The sequence below is a fragment of the Clostridium sp. DL1XJH146 genome, assembly GCF_054819755.1.
Genome location: NZ_JBTVVN010000132.1, coordinates 1 through 280 on the forward strand (window position 1 = coordinate 1; position 280 = coordinate 280).

1 protein-coding gene is annotated in these 280 nt (G+C 65.4%); it reads left to right on the forward strand.

The window, feature by feature from the left end:
• Nucleotides 1-93 precede the first annotated feature (93 nt).
• A partial coding sequence (locus ACVHXK_RS18815; protein ID WP_461207938.1) for a preprotein translocase subunit YajC occupies nt 94-280 on the forward strand: 187 nt, incomplete at its 3' end.

The window sequence follows — 280 nt, forward strand, 5'->3', positions numbered from 1 at the left end:
GTGACGGAGGTTTTTCCTGTGGGCCAGCACGATGGCTAGACTCTGGGGGGACTGTCCGACCCCGGCCCGCTGACTACGATAGGAACCGTTTCAATGACGCTCATGACCCTTGCCATCATGATCCTCGCCATGTGGGGGATGTCCGTGCTCCTCAGGCGGCAGCAGCGCAAGGCGCAGGCGGAGCAGGAGCGTCGTACCGAGGAGGCCCTGGTACCGGGCAACTGGGTGCGTACCGTGGGCGGCTTCTACGGCACCGTGGTCGAGGTCGACGGCGACGTGG